The sequence below is a fragment of the Corynebacterium glyciniphilum AJ 3170 genome (genome assembly GCF_000626675.1).
Taxonomy (GTDB): domain Bacteria; phylum Actinomycetota; class Actinomycetes; order Mycobacteriales; family Mycobacteriaceae; genus Corynebacterium; species Corynebacterium glyciniphilum.
In genome coordinates, this window is sequence record NZ_CP006842.1 from 944156 (window position 1) to 964007 (window position 19852).

The 19852-nt window shown below is 67.6% G+C and carries 19 protein-coding genes; 6 read left to right on the plus strand and 13 right to left on the minus strand.

The genetic code is table 11. The features are described 5' to 3' along the window. Window positions 1–59: 59 nt before the first annotated feature. Together CGLY_RS04395 and CGLY_RS04400 are read right to left on the minus strand one after the other, a co-directional pair. Window positions 60–1562: a phospho-sugar mutase gene (locus CGLY_RS04395; RefSeq protein WP_265101964.1), complete on the minus strand. Its 1503-nt coding sequence runs from the start codon at window positions 1560–1562 to the stop codon at window positions 60–62. Window positions 1563–1624: 62 nt separating this feature from the next. Next, the gene (locus tag CGLY_RS04400) at window positions 1625–2512 is read right to left on the minus strand and encodes a purine-nucleoside phosphorylase (protein WP_407080803.1); all 888 of its coding nucleotides are present in this window, start codon (window positions 2510–2512) and stop codon (window positions 1625–1627) included. 162 nt (window positions 2513–2674) lie between these two features. On the opposite strand from CGLY_RS04400, the gene CGLY_RS04405 reads away from it, so the two are divergent. Continuing rightward, window positions 2675–3910 (plus strand): amidohydrolase, encoded by a 1236-nt coding sequence (locus tag CGLY_RS04405; protein ID WP_038546623.1) that lies wholly within the window; start codon window positions 2675–2677, stop codon window positions 3908–3910. On the opposite strand, the gene CGLY_RS04410 is transcribed toward CGLY_RS04405, so the two are convergent. The 7 genes from CGLY_RS04410 to CGLY_RS04440 all read right to left on the minus strand — a co-directional run bounded on the left by CGLY_RS04410 (window position 3907) and on the right by CGLY_RS04440 (window position 11749). Beyond that, window positions 3907–4620 carry a DUF1707 SHOCT-like domain-containing protein gene (locus CGLY_RS04410; RefSeq protein WP_081803768.1) on the minus strand — a complete coding sequence of 238 codons (714 nt, stop codon included), beginning with the start codon at window positions 4618–4620 and terminating at the stop codon, window positions 3907–3909. The two genes, CGLY_RS04405 and CGLY_RS04410, sit on opposite strands and share 4 nt — an antisense overlap. A 24-nt stretch (window positions 4621–4644) precedes the next feature. Continuing rightward, window positions 4645–6225, minus strand: coding sequence for a glycerol kinase GlpK (gene glpK / locus CGLY_RS04415; RefSeq protein ID WP_038546626.1), 1581 nt, complete (start codon window positions 6223–6225; stop codon window positions 4645–4647). Beyond that, window positions 6225–7994, minus strand: a complete 1770-nt coding sequence (locus CGLY_RS04420) for an acetyl/propionyl/methylcrotonyl-CoA carboxylase subunit alpha (RefSeq protein ID WP_038546629.1) — start codon at window positions 7992–7994, stop codon at window positions 6225–6227. The genes glpK and CGLY_RS04420 overlap by 1 nt, the downstream gene beginning before the upstream one ends. Window positions 7995–8087: 93 nt before the next feature. After that, complete coding sequence (locus CGLY_RS04425) at window positions 8088–9008, minus strand: sulfurtransferase (RefSeq protein ID WP_038546632.1); 921 nt, start codon at window positions 9006–9008, stop codon at window positions 8088–8090. A 177-nt stretch (window positions 9009–9185) separates the two neighbouring features. Further along, a complete protein-coding gene (locus CGLY_RS04430; RefSeq protein ID WP_038546635.1) occupies window positions 9186–9860 on the minus strand; it encodes a Maf family protein in 675 nt (224 codons plus the stop codon). Next, window positions 9853–10119: a hypothetical protein gene (locus tag CGLY_RS04435; protein WP_038546638.1), complete on the minus strand. Its 267-nt coding sequence runs from the start codon at window positions 10117–10119 to the stop codon at window positions 9853–9855. The genes CGLY_RS04430 and CGLY_RS04435 overlap by 8 nt, the downstream gene beginning before the upstream one ends. A gap of 10 nt (window positions 10120–10129) precedes the next feature. Continuing rightward, window positions 10130–11749 carry an acyl-CoA carboxylase subunit beta gene (locus CGLY_RS04440; RefSeq protein ID WP_038546641.1) on the minus strand — a complete coding sequence of 540 codons (1620 nt, stop codon included), beginning with the start codon at window positions 11747–11749 and terminating at the stop codon, window positions 10130–10132. 79 nt (window positions 11750–11828) lie between these two features. On the opposite strand from CGLY_RS04440, the gene CGLY_RS04445 reads away from it, so the two are divergent. From CGLY_RS04445 to CGLY_RS04465, 5 genes are all read left to right on the plus strand, one after another. Continuing rightward, window positions 11829–12728 carry a biotin--[acetyl-CoA-carboxylase] ligase gene (locus CGLY_RS04445; RefSeq protein WP_038546644.1) on the plus strand — a complete coding sequence of 300 codons (900 nt, stop codon included), beginning with the start codon at window positions 11829–11831 and terminating at the stop codon, window positions 12726–12728. A 10-nt stretch (window positions 12729–12738) separates the two neighbouring features. Beyond that, window positions 12739–13302 carry a hypothetical protein gene (locus CGLY_RS04450; protein ID WP_038546648.1) on the plus strand — a complete coding sequence of 188 codons (564 nt, stop codon included), beginning with the start codon at window positions 12739–12741 and terminating at the stop codon, window positions 13300–13302. A gap of 81 nt (window positions 13303–13383) precedes the next feature. Further along, window positions 13384–14589, plus strand: coding sequence for a 5-(carboxyamino)imidazole ribonucleotide synthase (locus CGLY_RS04455; RefSeq protein WP_052540670.1), 1206 nt, complete (start codon window positions 13384–13386; stop codon window positions 14587–14589). A 117-nt stretch (window positions 14590–14706) separates the two neighbouring features. Continuing rightward, entirely contained in the window at window positions 14707–15183 is a 477-nt protein-coding gene (gene purE, locus CGLY_RS04460; protein ID WP_052540674.1) for a 5-(carboxyamino)imidazole ribonucleotide mutase, read from the plus strand. 21 nt (window positions 15184–15204) lie between these two features. Beyond that, entirely contained in the window at window positions 15205–16239 is a 1035-nt protein-coding gene (locus tag CGLY_RS04465) for a YdcF family protein (RefSeq protein WP_038546655.1), read from the plus strand. A gap of 6 nt (window positions 16240–16245) precedes the next feature. Here CGLY_RS04465 and CGLY_RS04470 read toward each other — a convergent pair whose 3' ends face one another. The 4 genes from CGLY_RS04470 to CGLY_RS04485 are packed head-to-tail and all read right to left on the minus strand — an operon-like array spanning window position 16246 to window position 19735. Next, window positions 16246–17649: a DUF5129 domain-containing protein gene (locus tag CGLY_RS04470; protein ID WP_052539661.1), complete on the minus strand. Its 1404-nt coding sequence runs from the start codon at window positions 17647–17649 to the stop codon at window positions 16246–16248. Between the two features lie 30 nt (window positions 17650–17679). Then, window positions 17680–17895: a hypothetical protein gene (locus CGLY_RS04475; protein WP_052539663.1), complete on the minus strand. Its 216-nt coding sequence runs from the start codon at window positions 17893–17895 to the stop codon at window positions 17680–17682. Then, window positions 17892–18710, minus strand: coding sequence for a carbohydrate ABC transporter permease (locus CGLY_RS04480; protein ID WP_038551337.1), 819 nt, complete (start codon window positions 18708–18710; stop codon window positions 17892–17894). The genes CGLY_RS04475 and CGLY_RS04480 overlap by 4 nt, the downstream gene beginning before the upstream one ends. Then, the gene (locus CGLY_RS04485; RefSeq protein ID WP_174411430.1) at window positions 18710–19735 is read right to left on the minus strand and encodes a carbohydrate ABC transporter permease; all 1026 of its coding nucleotides are present in this window, start codon (window positions 19733–19735) and stop codon (window positions 18710–18712) included. Before CGLY_RS04485 ends, CGLY_RS04480 begins: the two co-directional genes overlap by 1 nt. Window positions 19736–19852: the final 117 nt, after the last annotated feature.

Here is a 19852-nt window from a genome sequence, read left to right on the forward strand (position 1 = left end):
CGGAATTCTATCTGACCACGGGTACGGCACGGGGCCGGACGGGAACAATTCCCCACGACTCACCCCTGGACGGCGGCGGCGAGACTCTCCAGCACCGTCACGACGTCACCCACAGCGATGCCGGGGGCCCCGGCAACCTGGAGGTAGAACTTCGCCTTCGGTTCCGTCCCCGACGCGCGGGCGATCACGCGGCAGGCCAGCTCCGGAGCAGTAGAGCTGTCACCGGCCGTCCAGGTCAACCGCACCCCGGAGGTCGGATCCTCCCCGTCGAGCGGCGTGGCGGTCACCGGCCGCCCGGAGGTGAGCGCCGTCGGGGGCGACTGGGCCCAGTCGGCCACCAGCTGCGCAGCCGCGGTGGCCGAGTCGCAGCGCACCGAGATCTGGGTGGTGCGCACCGGACCGAACTCCTCGTCCAAGCGGTCGAGTTCGTCTTGCAGGGAGGAACCGTCCGCCTTGAGCTCCGCGGCCCAGGTGGCTGCGAGCAACGCGGTCGCGAAACCGTCCTTGTCCGCCACGATCTGCGGGAAGGGGCAGGTGCCGATCGCCTCCTCGTAGGCGTAGGTGAGCTCGCCCGGTGCGTCGTCCGCGGCGCGGGCGAGGTTCTTGAAGCCGGTCATTGTCTCCCGGAAGTCCCACCCGCGGGACGCGGCGATCCGTCCCAACAGGCTGGAGGACACCACGGTCGTGGCGACGACGGACGCTGGTCCGTCGCCGTGGGAACGGAGAGCGACGGCGCGCTGGGCGAGCAGTGGCCCGGTCTCATCGCCCCGCAGCATCCGGAATCCGGAGTCCGCGTCGGCGTCGGGGATGCCGATCATGCACCGGTCGGCGTCCGGGTCCAGGGCGATGAGCAGGTCAGGGCGGTCCCCGGGCGCCGCAGCCCCGGCCTGGGACAGCAGAAGGTCACAGGTTCCGGGTTCCTCGGGGTTCGGGAAACCGACCGTGGGGAACTCCGGGTCGGGCCAGCGTTGGGGGACGACGGTGTCAGGGCGGTGGAAGCCAGCTCTCCGAAACGCCTCTTCCAGGGTGCTGCCGCCGACGCCGTGCAGCGCGGTGTAGAGCACGGTGAGATCACGCCGGGCCGCCAGCACCTGGCCGTCCCCGGAGGACAGGGGTGCGGCGACGGCGGAGACATACCCGTCCACCGCACCGAGATCGAGGGATACGGTGGTGGAACGCGGGATGTCCGGCGCCCCCGGCTGCTGGTCGATCAGTTCCTCGATCTCGCGGTCAGCCGGACTGACGAGCTGTGATCCTCCGGCAAGGAAGAGTTTGTAGCCGTTGTCGTCCTTCGGGTTGTGGCTGGCGGTGATCTGGACGCCGGCGTCCAGCCCCCGGTGCTTGACCACCCAAGCGATGACGGGTGTAGGTGCCGGATGGGCGATCAGCGTCACGTCGAATCCCGCACCCGCGAACGTCTCGGCCGCCGCACGTGCCATGGCGTGCGAACCGTACCGCGAGTCGTACCCGACGGCGACACTCAGCGGTGCGTCACCGGTGTGGCGGGACAGCAACCATGCGGCGACGCCGCCGGTCGCCCGGGTGACCGTCGACACGTTCATCCGGTCTGGTCCCGACCCCACGGGAGCGCGCAGGCCGGCGGTACCGAACCTCAGTTGTGCAGTCACTGGCCGACCTCCGCCCGTCGGTCGGTGTCGCCGAGCTTCTCCAGCAATGTCCTCAGCAGCGAGCCCACCTCGGTGGCGGATGCGGCGCCCGCCGCCAGTACCTCCTCGTGGTTCAGCGCCTCGCCGGTGATCCCGGCCGCCAGATTGGTCACCAGCGACAGCCCCAGCACCTCGACACCTTCGGCACGAGCGGCGATGGTCTCGTACACCGTGGACATGCCGACCAACCCGGCGCCGAGGGCGCGCAGCATCCTGATCTCCGCCGGTGTCTCATACTGTGGCCCCGGCATCATCGCGTACACCGCCTCTCGCATGCCTGGACGCAGTTCCTGGACTAGCAACCGCAGGTTGGGTGAGTAGGCGTCCACCAGGTTGACGAAGTCGGCGCCGACGAGGGGCGTACGTCCGGTCATGTTGAGGTGGTCGCTGATCAGCACGGGCTCGCCGACCCTCATGCCGTCAGCGAGGCCGCCGGCGGCGTTCGTGAGGACGAGCTGCCGCACGCCGGCGGCCGCCGCGGTCCGTACCGCGTGCGCCGTCCGCCATACCGGATGACCCTCGTAACTGTGGGTTCGTCCCAGCAGGACGAGAACCCGGAGTCCGCTGATCTCCAGGCTGCGGACCGTGCCGCCGTGCCCCTCCGCCGTCGGGGGAAGGAACCCGGGGAGCTCCGACATGGGGAACTCCGTCATGCCGGAGGCAGCTTCACCGGTACCGTCCGCGCCGCACAACACATCCGCCGCAGGACGCCACCCGGAACCGAGGACGACGGCGACGTCGTGGGCGTCGCGACCGGTCCGTCTGGCGAGCTCAGCTGCGGCGCTGGCGGCAGCGGCGGTGGTCTCGGAGGGGGACATGTCTGAAGGAGCCACGGAATCAACCATGGGACCAGCATAGGACGGGACGCTCTGGAGGGGGCCCGGTATGCCCCGCGATAGGCGTACGGGGGTGGCGTGACTAAGATGACCGGGAATGGCTTTTCCCGACCCCACCCTGAGCCCCTCCCGGGCCCCGTCTGATTATCTTCGCTAAGGAGCACCGCTTCAGTGAGCACTCTTGGTTCAGCCGACTCTGTCCCGGTGGTTGACGCCGTCGCCGCCTGGACTGTCGACAACCACGACACGGTGATCGACTGGCGGCGCCACCTGCATTCCCACCCGGAGCTGTCCCACCAGGAGACCGCGACCACGCAGTTCATCGTCGAGAAGCTGACAGAGGCGGGACTTTCGCCACGTCGCCTGCCGGGGACCGGGGTCACTGTCGACATCGGGGGAGGGGCGGATGCGCCGGCCATCGCCTTCCGCGCCGATATCGACGCCCTGCCGCTCACAGAGGTCACCGGCCTGGACTTTGCCTCCCGCACTCCCGGCGTGATGCACGCCTGCGGTCACGACATCCACACCACCGTGGTTCTCGGCCTGGCCTGCGCACTCGCCGAGTACGACCGGGAGCACGGCCTCGACCAGCAGGTGCGGTGCATCTTCCAGCCCGCCGAGGAGGTCCTCGACGGCGGCGCGACCGACGTCATCCGCGCCGGGGCATTGGACGGTGTCAGTCATATCTTCGCCGTGCACGCGGAGCCGAAGCTGCGCGCCGGGCAGATCGGGGTGCGCACCGGTGCGATCACCTCGGCGACCGATGTCGTGGAGCTGATCGTGCGCGGCCCCGGAGGCCACACGAGCCGTCCGCACCTCACCGCCGACGTGATCTACGCCGTCGGGGTGTTGATCACCCAACTGCCGGGGCTGCTCTCGCGGCGGGTCGATCCGCGCACCGGCACGGTGCTGACCTTCGGCGCCGTCAGCGGCGGATCGGCGTTCAACGCCATTCCCCAAGAGGCCACCCTGCTCGGGACCCTGCGGACCGGCAGTCCCACCGTATGGCGGGAACTGGACACCCTGTTCCCGCAGCTCGTTGAGCAGATCCTGGCGCCGACGGGAGCCACCGCGGAAATCCGCTACACCAAGGGCGTCCCGCCGGTCACCAATGACGACGCCTGCACCGCCATCATGGCGCAGGCCGTCAAGGACGTCGATCCGCATGCTCTGCAGGAGGCGCCGCAGTCCTCCGGTGGGGAAGACTTCAGCTGGTACCTCGAGCATGTTCCCGGCGCCATGGCCCGCCTGGGCGCCTGGACGGGCTCCGGGGAGAAGCCGGACCTGCATCAGCCGAATATCGTGCTCGACGAAGCCTGTCTCCCGGTGGGCATCCGGATGTTCGCCGGTGTGGTGGACCAGTTCGACAGGTTCGGGCGCCCCGGCCGGGGCAATTTCACCGACTAGCTGTCGCGGCCCTTCGTGCCGGCCCCACCGTCCCTGCCGCCTCTGCCGTCCTTACCGAATCGTCCGACGGCACCTTTCATTGCGCGCTGGGCGAAATCCACGGCGTCGCCGGTCATCTCGGACGTACGCAGTTTACGTCGGGCCTTCTGCTCCTCCAGCGCGAGCTGCTGGGAATGCTGCTGCTCTTCCAGCGCCAGCTGGTGCTCGCGGCGTAGCCGGCGTACCCGGGCACGCTCCAACGCCTCCGGACTGGGGGTGTGCCAGGACTCCGGTCCGATCTTCAGCACGTAGAGCAGCACCGCCACCGCCGGGATGAGCAGGAGAACGATCGCCGAAGCATTGTTGCCGAGTGCTATCGCCCCGCCGACGGCACCGAGAGTGGTCAGGGCCATGATCCCGGCCCGGGGACGTGATCCCCGTCGATGTTGTTCGGCGAGTTCTCCTGCGGAGTAAACGGAGACATCGGTCCTCGGTGAGACAGAGTGACCGGGCGGGCCGGGCTGGTTGGGCAGCGCCGGCAGATCGTGGAAGAGAACGTCCAGTTCCTGCCGGGTCTGTGCCGCGGCGGCGTCCCGACACCGCTCGTCGTACTCGGTCAGGGTGATACGCCCGTCGGCGAAATGGACGGCGAGGACGGACAACGCGGCTTCGCGGTCGGCGTCGCCGATGCGGACGGCGGGGTCGCGGGGGTCACGAGGAACACGGGACATGTGTACCAGTGTAGAGCAGGGGTCCTACGCCCAGTCGAGGGTCCGTTCGACGGCTTTGTTCCACAGGGCGTAGGCCTCGTCCCGTTCAGTGGCGGAGACGTCCGGGGTGTAGGAGTGCTCCTCCTGCCAGAGTCGTCGGATCTCCTCGACGTCCTCGAAGAAGCCCGTCGCCAGGCCGGCGGCGTAGGCTGCGCCCAAGGCCGTGGTCTCCGTGATCTTCGGCACGGTGACCGGTACCCCGAGCTGGTCGGACTGGAACTGCATCAGCAGGGAGTTCACGACCATGCCACCGTCGGCGCGCAGGTGCGTCAGTGGGACACCGGAGTCCGCGTTCATCGCGTCGACGACCTCCCGGGTCTGGAAGGCGGTCGCCTCGAGGGCGGCACGGGCGATGTGCGCCTTAGTCACGTACCGGGTCAGGCCGGCGATCACGCCACGCGCGTCCGGCGCCCAGCGCGGTGCCAGCAGGCCCGAGAACGCGGGGACGACGACACACCCCCCGTTGTCGTCGACGCTGCGGGCCAGGCACTCGACCTCGGATGAGGACGAGATGAGGCCGAGGTTGTCGCGCAACCACTGGATCAACGAGCCTGTCACCGCGACCGACCCTTCGAGGGCGAACACCGTCGGCTGATTGCCGAGCCGGTAGGCCACGGTGCTGAGCAGACCGTGGGACGAGGTCTCCAGGGTCGTTCCGGTGTTCATCAGCAGGAAGTTACCGGTACCGTAGGTGCACTTCGCCTCACCCGGCTCGGTACATGCCTGGCCGAAGGTGGCGGCCTGCTGGTCGCCGAGGATTCCGGCGATGGTGACGTTGTTCACCGGCCCGGAGCGTTGCACCCGCCCGACCTGTTCAGAGGAGCTGACGATCTCGGGCAGCAACGACATCGGCACCCCCATCGCCTCACAGAGCTCCGGGTCCCATTTCTGGGTCCGCAGGTCCATGAGCATGGTGCGTGAGGCGTTGGTGACGTCCGTGATGTGCCGGACGCGGTGCCGCCGGTTGGTGGAGTTACGCCGTGAACGGCGGGTGAGCTCCCAGATGATCCAGGTGTCCATTGTTCCGAAGGCGAGTTCGCCGCGTTCAGCACGGTCGCGGACCCCCTCCACGTTGTCGAGGATCCAGCGGATCTTCGGCCCGGCGAAATACGTCGACACCGGCAGCCCGGTGCGCTCGCGGAAGAGATCACCGTGCTCCGCATCCAGGCGGGAGCAGAAGTCGCCGGTGCGGTTGTCCTGCCAGACGATGGCGTTGTACACCGGCTCACCGGTCTCCCGGTCCCAGATCACGGTCGTCTCACGCTGATTGGTGATGCCCAGCCCGGCGAGGTCCTCGGTACCGATGTCCGCACGTGCGACCGCGTCCGCGATGACCCTGCGGGCGTTGAGCCGGATCTCCTCCGGGTCGTGCTCGACCCACCCGGGTTTCGGGAAGATCTGCCGGTGCTCCAGCTGACTGACGGTGTGGACCGCCCCCGCCGCGTCGAAGACGATGGCGCGGGTGGATGTCGTTCCCTGGTCCAGCGAAAGTACGTAACCCCGGCGCTGACCGCCGGACTTTCCCGGGCGGCCGGAGCGGAAGAAACTGCTGAACCGGTCGACCATCAGACGATCTTCAGTAGCGGCTGCGACTTGGTGACACCGTCCCCGGCCGCCACGCCGAGTTCGCACACGGTACCGGCCTTGTGTGCCTTCACCGCGTTCTCCATCTTCATCGCCTCGATGACCAGCAGCTGGTCACCTTCGGCGACCTCCGCCCCGTCCTCGACCAGGACGGTGACCACGGTGCCCTGCATCGGCGCGACGGACGTGTCGCCGGAGACCTTGACCTCCCGACGCCCTGAGTTCTTGCGTGCACGGCGGCGGGGGGCTCCGGTGCCGACGAGGTCACCCGGGACGGAGACCTCGACACGACGACCATCGACCTCAACGGTGATTCGGCGGGCGGGGACGGCATCGGCGGTCTCGGCGGCATCCGTGGCATCTGCGGTCTCGGTGGCACCGGCCAACTGGTTGTCCCACTCTTCCTCGATCCACCGGGTGTAGACGTCCAGGGAGTCACCGGTGAAGGCCGGATCGTCCAGCACTGCCCGGTGGAACGGGATGACCGTGGGGAGGCCCTCGACGACGTACTCGTCCAGGGCGCGGCGTGCGCGGCTCAGCGCCTGGTCGCGGTCCTCACCGGTGACGATGAGTTTGGCGAGCATGGAGTCGAACTGGCCACCGATGACGGCACCTTGTTCCACCCCGGAATCCACCCGGACACCCGGGCCCGACGGCTCGCGGTACGAGGTCAGGACGCCGGGGGCAGGCATGAAGTTCGCCGCCGCATCCTCACCGTTGATACGGAACTCGATGGAGTGGCCCCGCAACTCCGGGTCACTGGTCCGGGACAGCTCGTGCCCCTCGGCGATCCGGAACTGCTCACGCACCAGGTCCCAGCCGGCGACTTCCTCGGTGACCGGGTGCTCCACCTGCAGTCGGGTATTGACCTCGAGGAAGGAGATCAGGCCGTCGGAACCGATGAGGAACTCCACTGTCCCGGCACCCTGGTAGCCGGCGGCGCGGAGAATGTCCTTGGCGGAACTGCGCAGGCGCTCGTCCTGCTCCGCGGTGAGGAACGGTGCGGGGGCCTCTTCAACGAGCTTCTGGAAACGGCGCTGCAGCGAGCAGTCACGGGTGGAGGCCACGACGTAGTTGCCGTGCGCGTCGGCCAGAACCTGGCACTCGACATGCCGTGCGCGGTCGAGGTAGCGCTCTACGAAGCATTCGCCGCGTCCGAACGCCTTCTCGGCTTCACGGGTGGCGGAGTCGAAGAGGTCGGGGATCTCCTCGACGGTGTGGGCGACCTTCATTCCGCGACCGCCACCGCCGAACGCGGCCTTGATGGCGACAGGCAGGCCGTGGTCACCGGCGAAGGCGATGATCTCATCGGCATCGGCGACCGGCTCGCTGGTGCCCGGCACCATCGGGGCGTCGACCTTCTGGGCGTAGTGGCGTGCGGTGACCTTGTCCCCGAGCTCCGCGATGGCACTGGGGGACGGGCCGATCCAGGTCAGCCCTGCCTCCAGGACGGCGGCAGCGAAGTCGGCGCGCTCCGAGAGGAACCCGTAGCCGGGGTGGACGGCGTCCGCACCCGAGCGCACGGCGGCGTCGACGACCTTGCCGATGTCGAGGTAGGAGTCTGCCGGGGTGGAGCCACCGAGTGCGAACGCCTCGTCGGCCATGCGTACGAACGGTGCGTCGGCGTCCGGCTCGGCGTACACGGCGACAGAGGTGATGCCCTCATCCTGGGCAGCCCGGATCACCCGGACGGCGATCTCGCCACGGTTGGCGATCAGCACCTTCGACAACTTCCGGGTCTCTACCGGCACGTTCACTCCTCACAACAACGGGTCACACACATGACTCACACAAGACTCTACGACGTTACTACGACAACCAGCGTCGGTCACAGACGGAATGTTTCAGGCACCTGTCGCGGTCGGCATCCGGACCATGTTCCCCCACTCCACCCACGAGCCGTCGTAGGCGCGGACATCGTCCCATCCCAGCAGGTGGTGCAGGACGAACCACAGGTGCGCGGCCCGTTCGCCGGCGTGGCAGTACGGCACGGTAGCGCCGGACGCGTCCAGCGTGGAGAACACCTCGTCGAGTTCCTCACGGGTCCGGAAGCGGTGGTTCGGGTGAAGTGTCGCCCGCTGCGGAATGTTCACGGCACCGGGGATGTGCCCGCTCCGGCAGACCGGAATATGGGTGACTGCGTCGGAGTAGTCGGAGTAGGTGGCCGGGTCATTGCCTTCCGCCGGGCTACCGTGCTCCAGGGTGCCGATACCGATGAAGTCCTCGGGGTCACGCAGGTCGATCAGCTGCAGTGCGTCGTGCCGGGAGCGTACCTCGTCGACGAAGATGCGGTGGGAGACGTCGTCCCGGTCCACCACGGGGTACCCGGTGGTGGGCTCTGGAGGGGCGTCGTACGAGGTCTCCCGCTCATCCTGCATCCATGCCTCACGGCCGCCGTCGAGCAGGCGGACGTCCGGATGGCCGAAGAGCTCGAAGACCCAGAGTGTGTAGCTCGCCCACAGATTCGAGTCGTCGCCGTAGAGCACCACGGTGTCGTCCCGGGTGATCCCCTTGGCGTCCATGAGGCGGGCGAAGGACTCTCCGTCGAGGAAATCGCGGGTGACCGGGTCACCGAGGTCCTCGTGGAGGTCGATGCGGATGGCGGTCGGGAGGTGGCCGATGTTGTAGAGGATGGGGTCGGAGTCCGACTCCACCACCTTCAACCCGGGGCCACCCAGCTTCGCGCCGAGCCAGGAGCTCGTGACGAGCTTGCCCGGGTGGGCGTACTGCCGAAGATTCGGGCTGGGGTCCAGTTCGATTCCCACGGGTGAGGGCACCGCCTTTCATGTCGTCACAAGAAGTCTAGCGTTCACGGGCCGGTGAATCGCGATCGTCGGGCAAACAGCTGTGAAATCGCACAGTACAGGATGGGACGGGGCTGCTGATCGCCAGGTTTGCGGCTTCAGGGCTCAACCGCAGGACCGCCGGTGACGGCTCCGCGTCTACCGGTTCCAGAAGTTCGAGACGTCCAGCCCGAACCCGGCCAGTGTGCGCCGCACCAGTGGGAGCGACAGGCCGATCACACTGGACGGATCCCCTTCGATCCGGTCGATGAACCAGCCGCCCAGCGCCTCAAGCGTGAACGCTCCCGCGCACTGGAGCGGCTCACCGGTGGCGGCGTAGGCCTCGATGTCGCGGTCGGATGCCTCGGCGAAGTGCACGACGGTCTCACTGGAACCTGTGACGGTGGTGCCGCGGTAGGTCACCGCGTGGCCGGTGATCAGTGTCGCTGTCGCTCCGCGCTGCTGCCGCCAGCGTTCGACGGTGCGTTCCACGGTCAGGGGTTTACCCTGCAGTTCGCCGTCGAGCAGGAGCATGGAGTCCGCGGCGATGACGACGGTCCCAGAGTCCAACCCAGAGTCCAACCCAGAGCCCAACCCAGAGTCCAGTCGGTCGCTGTACTGGTCGAGAACGGCCTGCGACTTCGTCTGTGCCAGATGGCAGACGACCTGGGCGGGGGTTGGCTCAGCGATCCGGGAGTGCAGTTCTGCGGTGGCGGCATCTTCGTCCACACCAGGGACGAGGATGCTCGGTTCAACGCCCGCTGAACGCAACACCGACAGTCGTGACGGGGAAGACGACGCCAGGATGATCCGGTGTCGGTGTGCGTCAGACACGGAAGCCCGTCGGGTTGAAGGTCCCGGTGGCGTTCCGGTGTCCGGCCAGCTGCTCGGCGGGCGTGCCCCAGACGCCCCGGGACGTGGTCCGGGCACGCATCCGGTTGATTTCACGGGGATCGGAACCGGCGGACGCGCTGGCCGCGTCGGCTGCCTCAGCGATGACGACGGCGAGCGCGCGTCCGATGGCTTCGGTCTCAGCCTCGTCGGGCCGGCCCCTGAGGACGGTGAAGGGCGTGGTGGTGTCGGGGACAGTCATGGAAGCTCCTCTACAACGGCAGGTTGCCGTGTTTGCGGGCGGGCGAGTCGACGACCTTGCGTTCCAGCAGCCCGAGACCGTCGATCACCTGGGCACGAGTCTGGGACGGGGGAATGACGGCGTCGACATAGCCGCGTTCGGCGGCTGCGTACGGGTTGACGAGGTTCTTCTCGACGTCCTCGGTGAGTTCGACGGTGAGGGCGGCGACGTCCTTCTTCCGACGTTCGGCCTTCGCCAACGTGTCGGCGTGGACGGCAGCGACGGTGTTCTCCGCGTCAGCGTTGGAGATCTGTGCACTCGGCCACGCGAAGACGAGGTCGGCACCGATGTTCTTCGAGCCCAGCGCAATGTAGGACGTCCCGTACGCCTTGCGGGTCACGACGGTGACGATGCCGACGCTCGCCTCCGCCACGGCGTACAGCAGGGCAGCGGAGCGGCGCAGCAGTCCGCCGCGTTCCTCGTCGCCGCCGGGCAGGAAGCCGGGGGAGTCGACGACGAATACGACGGGGAGATTGAAGGCGTCACAGGTGCGGATGAACCGGGCCGCTTTCTGCGCCGCGGCAGCGTCCAGCGCTCCCGCGAGGACCATCGGCTGGTTGGCGACGACACCGACGCTACGGCCGCCGATGCGGGCGAACCCGGTGAGGATATTGCCCGCGTAGTCAGGCTGCAGCTCCAGGAAGGAGTCTGCATCCACGATGCCTGCGAGCACGTCGGTGACGTCATAGCCTGCCAACGGGGAATCAGGGATCACGGCGTCCAGCTGTGCCGTGGCGGCAGAGTCGGTGGAGTCTGCAGAATTACCATCCGTTTCCTCGCTGAACGGCACCGTCGAGCGGTTGTTGGACGGGAGCTGGCCGAGCAGGGTCTGGACGAAGTCCAGTGCAGCGCGGTCATCTGCGGCCGTGTGGTGCGAGGTGCCGGTGACGGCGGCGTGCGTCGCCGCCGAGCCCAGGTCATCGGCGGTGACGTCTTCGCCGACGACCCGCCGGGTGATCTCTGGGTCGGTCAGGTAGAGCGAGGACGTTCCGTCCACCATGACGACGACGTCGGCGAGCACCGGCTGGTGCGCCTCAGTACCGGCCGTCGGTCCGGCGATCACTGAGATCTGCGGGACAACCCCGGACATCCGGGTACGCAGGCGGTACAGGCGTGCGGCCATCCCCAGTGACACCACGCCCTCCTTCACCCGCGCACCGGTGGAGTCGTGTACGCCCACCAATGGCACGCCCGAGCGCAGGGCGAGCTCCATGACCTTCACCAGCTTCTCGGCGTGCACCTCACCCACGGTGCCGTCGAACACGGTGCCGTCCTGGGAGAAGATGCAGACCTGTCGGCCGTCGACCGTGCCGTAGCCGGTGACGACTCCGTCGGACACGGGGCGGGACCGGTCCATGCCGTAGGCGTTGGCGCGGTGGCGTGCCAGCGCGTCGATCTCGACGAACGAGCCGTCGTCGAGGAGGTGCTCTACCCGTTCGCGGGCGGTGAGCCGGCCTGCCCCGTGGACGGCGCTGACAGCTTCCTCGCCGACCGGGGCCGACGTCTCCTCGAGACGGATCCGGAGATCCTCGAGTTTCCCTGCGGTGGTAGACGTGTCGACCTGGCGAGGGGCGGGGGTGGGTGAAGTCATGGCCTACAGTCTAGGAGGAAACGGTGCAGGCGTCGCCATACAGGTCGCCCGTGCGCGTGTGCGCGTTATCCTTGGGGCCATGACCGCCTCCCCGACCGCCTCACGCACCCCCTTCGACGCGTCCCGTCTCTCCGCCCTCATCCAGGACGGGGACAGTCGTGTCGGGCCCGTCACCGTCGTCGGCACGACGGGGTCGACCAACGCCGACCTGGCGGATGCGTTCCGTGCCGACCCGGGACTCGCTGACCGCACCGTGATCGTGGCGGAGGAGCAGGTGACTGCCCGGGGCCGGTTGGGGCGCCGTTGGTCGGCCCCGGCCGGAGCCCAGGTCATCATGAGCGTCCTGCTCCGCCCGTCGGTGCAGGAGGTGCCGGCCGAACGGTTCGGAGAACTTCCGCTGCTGATCGGCGTGGCGATCGCCGAAACCGCCCGTGCGGTCGGGGTGGATGCGCAGCTGAAGTGGCCCAATGACGTCATCGTCAGTGACCGCCGGTCGGGCGACACGCCCCACGGCTACCGGAAGCTGGCCGGCATTCTCGTCGAAGCGGTGAGCCTTGATCCGGTGGCTGTGGTCGTCGGCGTGGGGGTGAACGCGTCGATCACCGCGGGCGAGTTCGCCGACGCTGGTGTGGAGGCGGGGACCTCACTGACCGACCAGGGGGCCGAACTGGGGTCGGTGCAGGCCCGGGAGGCACTGGCCGCGGCCGAACTGTCGTGGATCGCTGACGTCGACGAGGCGTGGCGTCGTGGCGGCGCGGCACTGGAGAAGCTGCGTCGTCGTTACCGGGAGTTGTCGGCGACACTCGGCACACGGGTCCGCGCCGAGCTTCCGGGCGGCGAAGAGCTCACCGGAACCGCCGTCGACCTCGACGGTCAGGGGGGACTGGTCATCGAGACGGTCGGCGGTGAGCGGCGGACGGTCACCGCCGGCGACGTCGTCCACCTGCGACCGGTGCCCACCACCGACCAGAGGAACTAAGGTCTCTGCCGTGCCGAAGATAAATTTCGCCCCGGATGAGGAGGTCCTCGCCGAACTGAGCCCCTCACGACGCAGCACCCTGTTCCCGGTCCTGGAACTCGTGGTCATCACCGGCGTGGTCTGGCTCGCCGTCGGATTGCTCGACTCCTACCTGGGCAGCCTCGCCACGACCTGGGTCGGGTACGTTCCGGACAATATCGCTGACGTACCCCGACTGGTTGGTGAAGCGGACACCGGCACCGCCACCGCGGCACTGTGGGGACGCCGGGTCGTCCTGGTGGCATGGGTGTGGTTGAGCTGGCGCAGATGCCTGCGTCATCTGCTGTTCCGGACCCGGAGCCGGATGATCCTCACGGACACCCGCCTGATCACCGCCACCGGCCACATGCGCAGTCACATCGGCGAAGTGCCGCTGTCGCAGATCGTGGACGTCCGCGTGCATAAGTCTGAGGTCCGGGTGTTCCTGCGCGGTGGTGGACGACCGCTGGTACTGCGGGACGTACCCTACGCCAAGCGTTTCGCCCGTCTGGTACATTCCCGCATCCCGGTACATCTGCCACGGCCGCTATACTGATCCACCGTGACTGACGCGCAGAAGACCCCGGAAGAACCGCTGGACCGATCACATGCCCGTCCCGAGGCGCACTCCCCGGATATGCCGCTGGTTACCGTCATCGGTGACGGGCAGCTGGCCCGGATGATGCAGCAGGCGGGCATCGAGCTCGGCCTCACCGTCCGGCTGCTCGCCGGATCGACCGGCGCCTCTGCGGCCCAGGCGACCGCTGACGTCTGGCTGGGGGAGTACACCGACGAGGGTGTCGTCCGTGAGGTGTCCGCGGGGGCGGACGCGGTGACCTTCGACCACGAACACGTGCCCAACGACTATCTCGAGGGCCTCATCGCCGACGGTGTCAACGTGCAGCCGCAGCCGTCCGCGTTGATCAACGCGCAGGACAAGCTCGTGATGCGCCGACGGATGAGGGAGATCGGTGCACCGGTGCCGCCGTTCCTTGCGGTGGAGACCGTGGAGGACGCCACCGGATTCTGGGACGCCACCGACGGCGCGGTCTGCCTCAAGGCACGGCGGGGCGGCTACGACGGCAAGGGAGTGTGGTTCCCGGAATCGCGGGAGGATCTCGCCACGCTGGTCGAGGACCTCCTCGCCGAGGGTGTTCCGCTGATGGCGGAGAAGAAAGTTCATCTGGTGCGCGAACTGTCCGCCATGGTGGCCAGGACACCGTCCGGGGAGGTCGCATCCTGGCCCGTCGTGGAATCGGTGCAGGCCAACGGAATCTGCTACCTTGCGGTGTCCCCGGCACCGGCGGAGTCGGAGGGGCAGCGGCGTGTCATCGACCAGGCGCATGAGCTGGCCCGCCAGGTGGCTGCCGAGCTGGGCGTCACCGGCGTCCTCGCCGTGGAGCTCTTCGAGACCGTGGATGAGGCGGGGCAGCCGGAGATCATCGTCAACGAACTGGCGATGCGACCGCACAACACCGGTCACTGGACCCAGGACGGGTGCGTGACCAGTCAATTCGAACAGCACCTCCGAGCGGTCCTGGACCGCCCGCTGGGGTCGACGGCTGCGTTGACGGCGGCGACGGTGATGGCCAACGTCCTCGGCGACGATACCGCGGATCCGGGGATGCCGATGTCGCAACGTATGGACGAGGTGTGGCGCCGGTACCCGGAGGCGAAGATCCACCTCTACGGCAAGGACTGGCGTCCGCGCCGCAAGATCGGTCACGTGAACATGTCCCTGCCGTTGGGCCGGGAGGCGACTGCGGAAGCCGTTGAGGCTCTACGCCGCGATGCCCGCCTGGCGTCGGACTTCCTGGTGACGGCGCGCTGGACGGACGCCTGAGTCCCCCGGACAGGTAGAGTTACCTGCGTGACTACCGAGAGCAGCGCAGAGAACAGCACAGGGCAGAACACGGGACAGGATGCGGGGGAGGGGCCGACGCCTCTGGTCGGCATCGTGATGGGCTCGGACTCTGACTGGCCGACCGTGGAACCTGCGGCGCAGGTTCTGGCGGAGTTCGGGATTCCGATGGAGATCGGTGTGGTGTCGGCACACCGCACCCCTGAGCGCATGCTGGACTATGCCCGCGCGGCACACACCACCGGAGTCAAGGTGATCATCGCCTGTGCCGGGGGTGCCGCACATCTGCCGGGCATGGTCGCCGCGGCCACCCCACTGCCGGTCATCGGCATTCCCCGAGCCCTGAAGAACCTGGACGGGCTGGACTCGCTGCTGTCGATCGTGCAGATGCCGGCCGGTGTCCCCACCGCGACGGTCTCCATCGACGGGGCGAAGAACGCCGGGCTGCTCGCCGTCCGGATGCTCGGTGTGGCTGACCCCCGGCTGCTCGAGGGCATGATCGCTTATCAGGAGCGCATGCGTGACGAGGTCCTGGAGAAGGACCACCGTCTGAAACAGCAGTTGATGGGCGAATAGGGACCGGGGAGGAACCTGGGGATGTCGGGGATCCTGCTCGTCACGCTTCTCGTGGCCGTCGCCGTCGCGGCGACGGCGTGGAGTGTGAAGTCACGGTCGCGGTGGCACGGTAACGGACTGATGGTGCTGCTGGTTGCCGAACTCCTGTGGGCGTGGCTCATCGTCGCTGCGCACGGGGGTGGTTTCCCGGTTCCTGTGTGGCTGGCGTGGGGGTTCTCACAACTGGTGGTGGTCGGTGTCGGTTGGGTCGTCGCCCGGTGGATGGGGGACGCGCTGCCCGGTGTCGACGGACGTGGCTGGTTCCACCTGAGCACCGTCGTCGCCGCGGCAATGATGTTGACCCTGGGGTTGGGCAGCGCACTGCTCGCCCTGTCCGCCTGGAACGCGTGGCGGAACTGGGGTGCGGGAGTCAACGACGCCCTCATCGTCCTCACGGTGCTCGGTGCTCTGGGCGTGATCCTGTGGCTCGTCGCGGTAGGGACCATGGTCTTCTTCCTGCTGCAGGTCCGTCGGGGACGCCACCGTCCTGCGCCGCAGGAGGCGGATGCCGTCGTGGTCCTGGGGGCGGGGTTGGCCGCGGACAAGGTCAGTGCTCTGCTCGCGTGCCGTTGCGACCGTGGTGCGGCCGCGTGGCGCACCCTGGAGCGGGCGGCATCGTCGGCGACCGCCCCGCTCATCGTCTCCGGCGGGCGTGGGAATGACGAACCTTGTACCGAAGCGGAGGCGATGCACCATTACATCGCCGGACGCGGCTTCCCGCGGGACGTGGTCCTGGAGGAACGTGAGGCCACCGACACCACGGAGAACCTGCATTTCAGCCTCGATCTGCTCGCTGGACAGGGGATAGAGGACCCGTTCATCGTGGTGTGTACCTCGGATTTCCACGTGATGCGCACCGAGCGCATCGTCGCTATGCTCCGGGAGGAGCGGGGTGCCAACGGTCGCCCTTTCGATGCGGTGGTGCTGGGAGCACCGACGCCGAAGCCGTCCCTGCCTGCGGCGTACCTGCGTGAGTACGTGGCCCTGATGATCCACCGTGTGCTGGGGCGGGCGTGAGCGAGATCAGAAGCGCGCGGATCCGCCTCCTCCGGAGAAACCGCTGCTGAAGGACACGTTCGTCCCGGAGGATGAAGAACTCTGCGCAGCCTGGACATCGGCAGAGTGCCAGGAACTGATGAGGGCGAACGGGATCCAGTTTCCGTACCCGGCTCCGACCCGGTATCCGGTGTCGTAGATCCGGGGTGCGTGACGCTCCTCGGTGTCCATGGAGAGTTCGCTCATCTCCTTTTCCCTGACGAGGGACAGTGCGTGTCCGTAGGCGCGGACCGTGGCGGCATACCGGTCCATGAAATCTGCGGCGTCGAGGTCACCGGACAGGGCGTCGACGTCCGACGCCACGTCGGCCAACATCTCCTGCAGGACGGGAGATGCCGTGGCAGCGCGGGCCGCGGAGACGTCCTCGGACAATGACACGAGTTCCCTGCGACGCACCCGGGCGTCACCGTGTTCCATGGCGAAAATCCGGTCGATGGTGTCTTCGGCCCGGATCGTTCTGTTCATGGCCGTATGTGCTTCGGCGAGTGTCGTGGCGTGGGAACGGAACGCCTTGTCGTCGGCCCCCTGGGACAGACCTGTCGCTGAGAGGAGGGAGTCCACGGAGAGGAAGGAATCGCGGCATTCCGCCCACTGACGGCGGAGTTCGTCGTCGGCGATGGGAGAGGTCAGGGAGTTCGCACGGACGTCGATCTGATCCAGTCGGAGAGCGACATCAGCATAGCGGTCGCTGATCTCGGTGAATTGCCCGCGGGCGGTGGCGGCTTTCTTCCTTCGGGTGGCGGCGACCGCCCACCATGCCCCGCCGCCGCCGACCACGGCGAGAACACCGGCACCCGTGAGTACCTGCGTCTGCGTCGGGCCGGATTCCTCGGCGACCAGGGAAGGGTCGGCGGCGGTGCGGGCACCGTCGAGCATGCCGACCGCCCAGTTTCCCCGTTGCAGACCTGGTTTCATGTCGGCGAGGGTCCGGTCCAGGTGGCTGCCCTCGAAGAGGTCCAGTGCGCTGCAGACATCGTCCCCGCAGTACACGCCGTAGCCCCGTGAGGACACACCCACAGCGATGATGAGGCTTCCTGGTGCCCAGGCGGCACCTTCTCCGGTGCCGTCGGGGACGAGGTGTTCCTCATTGTCACCCACCCAGTCGAGCAGCCCGTCGTTGAACTGTTCGTCGGTGCCCAGGCCGTCCTCCGAGGAGTCCAGGACGATGTAGGTGACGTCCCGGACCTGGTCGGGGAAGTCGATGAGGGGAGTCTCGTTGACGAGCGTGTCCGTTGCCGTGGCGTTGAGTACCCCGTCGGGGTCGGTGATGCCCACGGTGATGTCGGGCGCCTCGGCCCAGGCGGCGGGGGTGGCGACGGTTACTCCGAGACCGGCGAGCAGGGTGGTGGCAGTGCGGCGCAATGGTGTCATGGTGCAGTCCACGCTACCGGGTCGAGTGACTCAGTCGTAGCGGCGCCACTGCCGCCATACGGCCCAGGTGGCGACCAGGAGTGCGGCCAGGAGCAGGGAGGGCCATACCGCGGGATCCTCCTGGAGCACATTCCACACCGCCTGCACGAGTGCCACGACGCTGAAGAACGACAGGAACCCGAGGATCGATTCCAGGACGGTCCGCCGACGGCGGTACTCGGAGTGGTCAGGGGTCTGCCTGATCACTTCACGCCACCGGCGGTCAGCCCGGACACGATGCGCCGCTGGAACACGAGCACCATGATCACCAGCGGGACGGTGACCAGTGCGCCGGCGGCCATCGTCGCCGCGTAGGGGAACTGGAAGGCGCTGGCGCCGGTGAACCGGGCGATGGCCACGGTCACGGGTTCGGTGGAGGTGGTGGAGAGCTGTTTGGCGAGCATGAACTCATTCCACGTGGCAATGAACGCGAGGATCGCGGTGGTGAACAGAGCAGGTGCCGCCAAGGGCAGGATGACCTTCCGGAACGCCAGGCCGCGCGAGGCGCCGTCCACGCGGGCCGCCTCCTCGAGCTTCCAGGGCAGTTCCCGGAAGAAGGAGGTCAGTGTGTAGACCGTCAGCGGCAGGACGAAGGAGATGTTCGGGATGATCAGTGCCTGGTAGGTGCCGATCCATCCGATGTTGCTGAACAGCTGGAACAGCGGTGTCACCAGGGCAATGCCCGGAAACATCGACGCAGCAAGGATGACTCCGGTGACGAACCCCTTGCCGCGGAAGTCGACCCGTGCCAGGGCGTAGGCGGTGAACACACCGACGACCAGGGCGATCGCCGTCGTCGCCACGCCGATAATCAGGCTGTTACCGATGGCGCGGAGGAAGTTGTTGCCGGCGTCGGTGGCCAGCGCGTCCTTGAAATTGTCGAGAGTGAGGTGGCTGGGTACCGGATTCGTGGAGAAAGTGTGGGCCTTGTCGCGGAAGGCGGTCACCACCATCCAGTAGAACGGCGCGAGCGCCCAGATCAGGATGATGATCACGGGCAGGTAGTTGCGGACGACCTTCATCATCGTGGGGCCTCCGGTGTCTTTTCGGCGGGCTGGTCGGTTGTCAGGTCATTACTGGTGGCGCGGAGGTCAGGAGCTGCCCGACGGCCCCACAATCTTCGGGTTCTCGCCGACCGAGGCATGTTCTGTGTCCCGGCGACGTCCGCACCAAGGAACTTCACCATCACGAAGGCGACACCGAATATCAGCAGGAAGATCAGGGTTGATACCGCTGACGCGGAGTTGAAGTTTCCGGACTTCGTGTCGGTGATCACCAGTTGGCTGATCACCGCCGTCGGCGAGTTCGTCGATTCGCTGATCATGATGACCGGGAGGTCGTACATCCGCAGCGCATCAAGTGTGCGGAACAGTACGGCGACCATCAGCGCCGGTTTGATCAACGGCAGGGTGATCCGGGTGAACTGTTGCCACCGGGACGCGCCGTCCACCCGTGCTGCCTCGTAGACACCGCCGGGCACCATCTGCAGTCCGGCGAGGATCAGCAGTGCCATGAACGGCGCTGTTTTCCACACGTCGGCGATGATCACCGCGAACCGGGCTGCCCACGGATCCGTCGTCCAGGCGATGTCGAGGCCGAACAGGGAGTTGACGATCCCGTCCGGGGCGAAGATGAACTGCCACAGTTTCGCGGTCACGGCGGTGGGGATCGCCCAGGGGATGAGGACGGCGGCGCGCAGCAGGCTGCGCCCCCAGAAGCTCTTCGACATGGTGGTCGCCATCCACAGGCCGAGAGCAGTCTCCAAGGCGACGGTGACGACCACGAAGAACAGGGTGATCCACAGCGCGGGCCAGAAGTCGGTGGCCAGATTGCCCGGTGCGCAGGTGGTCGCTTCTCCCGTGGGGGACAGGCAGCGCTGTGTCAGCCAGTACAGGTAGTGGTCGAGTCCGGCGAACCCGCCGTCGACGAACATGCCTGTGTCCGGGTCGAGGTGTCTGTCGGCCTGGAAGGAGAGGTAGATGGCGCGCAGGATCGGGTAGCCGATGACGACGGCGAGCAGGGCGAGGCTGGGGCCGACGAACCACAGGGCGCGTAGATCACGCTTCTTCTGGGAGGTAACGGAAGTCACAGGGTGAACCTTATCGGTAAAACAGGACGCCCGGTATACCGTCGACGGACGACGGCAACCGGGCGTGACTGTTGA

Bases quoted from the DNA above. Each gene is read 5' to 3' on its own strand.
- CGLY_RS04480 (WP_038551337.1), bottom strand. From the start codon at position 18,710: ATGAAGGTCGTCCGCAACTACCTGCCCGTGATCATCATCCTGATCTGG.
- glpK (WP_038546626.1), bottom strand. From the start codon at position 6,225: ATGGTCGACCGGTTCAGCAGTTTCTTCCGCTCCGGCCGCCCGGGAAAG.
- CGLY_RS04400 (WP_407080803.1), bottom strand. From the start codon at position 2,512: ATGGTTGATTCCGTGGCTCCTTCAGACATGTCCCCCTCCGAGACCACC.
- CGLY_RS04455 (WP_052540670.1), top strand. From the start codon at position 13,384: ATGCCGCTGGTTACCGTCATCGGTGACGGGCAGCTGGCCCGGATGATG.
- CGLY_RS04410 (WP_081803768.1), bottom strand. From the start codon at position 4,620: ATGTCCCGTGTTCCTCGTGACCCCCGCGACCCCGCCGTCCGCATCGGC.
- CGLY_RS04465 (WP_038546655.1), top strand. From the start codon at position 15,205: ATGTCGGGGATCCTGCTCGTCACGCTTCTCGTGGCCGTCGCCGTCGCG.
- CGLY_RS04440 (WP_038546641.1), bottom strand. From the start codon at position 11,749: ATGACTTCACCCACCCCCGCCCCTCGCCAGGTCGACACGTCTACCACC.
- CGLY_RS04445 (WP_038546644.1), top strand. From the start codon at position 11,829: ATGACCGCCTCCCCGACCGCCTCACGCACCCCCTTCGACGCGTCCCGT.
- CGLY_RS04470 (WP_052539661.1), bottom strand. From the start codon at position 17,649: ATGACACCATTGCGCCGCACTGCCACCACCCTGCTCGCCGGTCTCGGA.
- CGLY_RS04395 (WP_265101964.1), bottom strand. From the start codon at position 1,562: ATGAACGTGTCGACGGTCACCCGGGCGACCGGCGGCGTCGCCGCATGG.
- purE (WP_052540674.1), top strand. From the start codon at position 14,707: ATGGGCTCGGACTCTGACTGGCCGACCGTGGAACCTGCGGCGCAGGTT.
- CGLY_RS04435 (WP_038546638.1), bottom strand. From the start codon at position 10,119: ATGACTGTCCCCGACACCACCACGCCCTTCACCGTCCTCAGGGGCCGG.